This is a genomic window from Specibacter cremeus, assembly GCF_003946885.1.
GTDB lineage: Bacteria > Actinomycetota > Actinomycetes > Actinomycetales > Micrococcaceae > Specibacter > Specibacter cremeus.
On record NZ_RWKQ01000041.1, the window covers coordinates 289 to 3,079 of the forward strand.

Annotated in this window: 4 protein-coding genes (1 of these 4 cut by a window edge); 1 reads left to right on the plus strand and 3 read right to left on the minus strand. The window is 61.1% G+C overall.

Going from position 1 to position 2,791, the window contains the following annotated elements; all coding sequences use genetic code 11:
• The 3 genes from EJC77_RS21460 to EJC77_RS15040 form a co-directional block, all read right to left on the minus strand.
• Positions 1-84, minus strand: part of the annotated coding region (locus tag EJC77_RS21460; RefSeq protein WP_338069483.1) for a putative immunity protein (this coding region is incomplete at its 3' end). Its footprint begins 288 nt before the window's first position; 84 of its 372 annotated nt are in view.
• An 82-nt stretch (positions 85-166) separates the two neighbouring features.
• Positions 167-727, minus strand: a complete 561-nt coding sequence (locus EJC77_RS15035) for an NYN domain-containing protein (RefSeq protein ID WP_125614333.1) — start codon at positions 725-727, stop codon at positions 167-169.
• Positions 728-840: 113 nt separating this feature from the next.
• A complete protein-coding gene (locus tag EJC77_RS15040; protein ID WP_276309084.1) occupies positions 841-2,043 on the minus strand; it encodes a DGQHR domain-containing protein in 1,203 nt (400 codons plus the stop codon).
• Between the two features lie 390 nt (positions 2,044-2,433).
• On the opposite strand from EJC77_RS15040, the gene EJC77_RS21615 reads away from it, so the two are divergent.
• The gene (locus EJC77_RS21615; RefSeq protein ID WP_125614339.1) at positions 2,434-2,736 is read left to right on the plus strand and encodes a TIR domain-containing protein; all 303 of its coding nucleotides are present in this window, start codon (positions 2,434-2,436) and stop codon (positions 2,734-2,736) included.
• The last annotated feature ends 55 nt before the right edge of the window (positions 2,737-2,791 follow it).

Below are 2,791 nucleotides of genomic sequence, written 5' to 3' on the forward strand. Positions count from 1 at the left end.
AACACGCCCTAGAGGGCTATGTCGGCACCGGTTCGTCGGCGCGATTCTTCTGCTTCCCCAGCTCTCTGACAATGCTGGACTCACTCACCGACACCGTCTGAGCGATGTCTCGAATCGTTTGGCCCCCGGCTATCGACCGCCGCGCGTGCACGGCATTTTGTTCTGATCAAGCCGACGGCGTCGGCCACGTCAAGTCGTCGAAGTACGGGTCGAGTTCGATGAACTCGTCGGCGGCGTCACGGAGCTGGTGGCTGACGGCATGCGACCACGACACGACCCGGACACGGAGCCCGCGACTCTGCAGAGATTTGATCGTGGGCAGGAAGTCGCCGTCTCCGGCGACCAGCACCGCGATGTCGCCATTGGCTGCCTTCATGTAGGTGAAAGAGTCCTCCATCATCCTGGTGCAAAGGGCGGTGTCGACCTGCTTCTCCCGGTTGGTGCAGGTACTGCGGTCGAACGTCTCGACTTCAAAGTCGGCATCGCGCATCTTCTGCCAGATGCTGTCGTTCTCCGGCGGTCGGGAGCCAAACATGATGGACCTGCCGATCTTCTCGCCGGGCGGACAGAGTAAAGCGTAGAGGTGACCGAAGTCCAAGGTCCAAGGTGCGGTGAACTTCTGCTTTTGGGCGGCACGGATGTCAGGAGCAGTACCCGTGCGGACTGCCTGGATTCGCTGGCCCTCAATCCAGACGTTCGAGTTGTCGACGTAGACATACAGCGTCATGATGGGATGCCTTTCTCTTCGTGGAATTGATCGGTAGCAAACGATCCGTCAGGGGTCCGACGATCTTCTCAACCATGTAGTAGGGCGTGGACCACTGCGCCGCAGTCGAGCACTCACAGTTCGATGGCGTCCGACGGCCGCGGCAGGAGAGTCTGTATGAGCAGAGAGAGCCGCCTGCGGCCTGCATCGCCGCTGAATCCGGAGGCGACGGAGCCGACGCGCCAGTATTCGGCGCCGTCGACGGTGGACTGCTGGCCGTCGATGACCACGGGGCCGTTGAGGGCTGGCAGATCGGCCATGACCTCGGCGTAACGCTGAGGTTCGCCGAGCTTGCCGCCTCGGGAGCGGATGACTTCGACAACCTGCGGGAGCACCTTGTGCAGGGCGACGGTGCCTTGGCCCTTCTGGATGACAAACTCCTCCGGGTCGCCGTCGAAGGGCTCGGGCATGACCTCCGTGATGCCCAGCCAGTAGGCGTTGATCACGTTGGCAATGGTGAGCGGGTCGGCGCGCTTGAGCAGCGGCATGTCCAGCACCGGCTTGAGCGAACGCACGAACTGCTGCATCGGCATGATCACGCCATCGCCTTTACGTTTGCGTGTGTTGGCCTTCTGGAAACGCCCCTTCCAGGGTCCGGCGAGTCCTTCGAGTTCCTTCATCACGGCCTGTCCGCGGGTGATCCAGTCTCGGTCGGCGCCCTCCAGTGCCTCACGCAGTTCCGGGTCATCCTCGGCCATCTTGCTCAGCAAGGTGAACGCGAGGTTGGTGCTGACGTTCTTGGCGTTGGTGTTGACCTCGTAGAACTCCTTCATCTCCTCCTGTGTATCCAGGCCGAGGGTGAGGCTGACTGGGGCGGGGAAGTCGTCGAAGCCCGCGTCGCGCTCCAGCAGTCGCTCGAGGCCAGCGCGTCGGTGCTGGCCGTCGTAGATCCACAGCCGTAGGTCGGCGCCGAACTCGATATAGCCGCTGCCGATCCAATTACCCTCTTCCCCGACCGCCCGGTCGTAGTCTGCCTGCGCCCGGTCTCCGCCGTCGACGACGACCCGCACCTGGTTGAAGTCGCCCTTCCTGATGTTGATCAAAAGCGGGTTAGGCATGCGCCCGCCCTTCGCGTAGTAATCGGCCGTTTGCTTGATCCGCGCAGTCACCAGCGTTCGTTGATAACCGGTGTCGCTGTCCGGGTCATGGAGGTCGACCTGTCCCTGGTCGGACAGCAGTCGCGGATCGGCGTAGGACTGGAGCATCGGGGTGCCGCGCTGGACACAGAGAGCGCCGGAGAGTCGGACAAGTTGGGCACGGGAATCATGTATGGACACGATAATTTCTCCTCGTCAATTGTTATGGCCTAGCTTCACTACCTCATAGTGTAGATCTTCACTGCAGATCTAATCAACAGATCTGCTACATGAGATCTACAAGAAGCGTTATGTCCCTCGATGGGGCGTCGAAGTCGGCGATGCTCTCAGGGAGGCTGGGGAGCCTGATGGGCGCAGAACTTTCGCTGCGGGCCCCGGTCCGCGACGGTCCTGACCGACACGGACCGCAAAGTCACCACTGCGATACCGCCGAACCGTGCCGACGTCGGCCGTTGGACCTGCATCTTCCCAACGTGTTCGTCGACGCAATCCATGTCAAGGTCCGGAACGGGCAGGTGCGCAACCAAGTCTTGCCCGTTGAACTGAAGCTACGGGCTATCATGAGTACCCGTGACTGCCTCCCCGGTTCCATGCCTGCCCTCGTTGTTCATCGGCTCATCCGCTGAGGGCCGAGCTGTCGCACGGAACCTACAAGCCGAACTAGAGTCCAACAAGGTTTGCAAGGTGATCCGCTGGGACCAAGGCGTCTTTGAAGCGTCTGGATACACGGTCGACTCTCTTGTGCAAGCGGCTGCGAGTGTCGACTTTGCTGTACTAGTCGCCACCCCTGACGACGTGGTCACGACGCGCGGCGAAGAATACCAATCTGTGCGGGATAACGTCATTAGTGCGTATCCGGTTAGCTCAGGTTAGGTCAGCGACAGTCATGAAGCGAGCTCGAATCAGTCCTATTCGTCGCAGAGACTCT

Bases quoted from the DNA above. Each gene is read 5' to 3' on its own strand.
- EJC77_RS15035 (WP_125614333.1), bottom strand. From the start codon at position 727: ATGACGCTGTATGTCTACGTCGACAACTCGAACGTCTGGATTGAGGGC.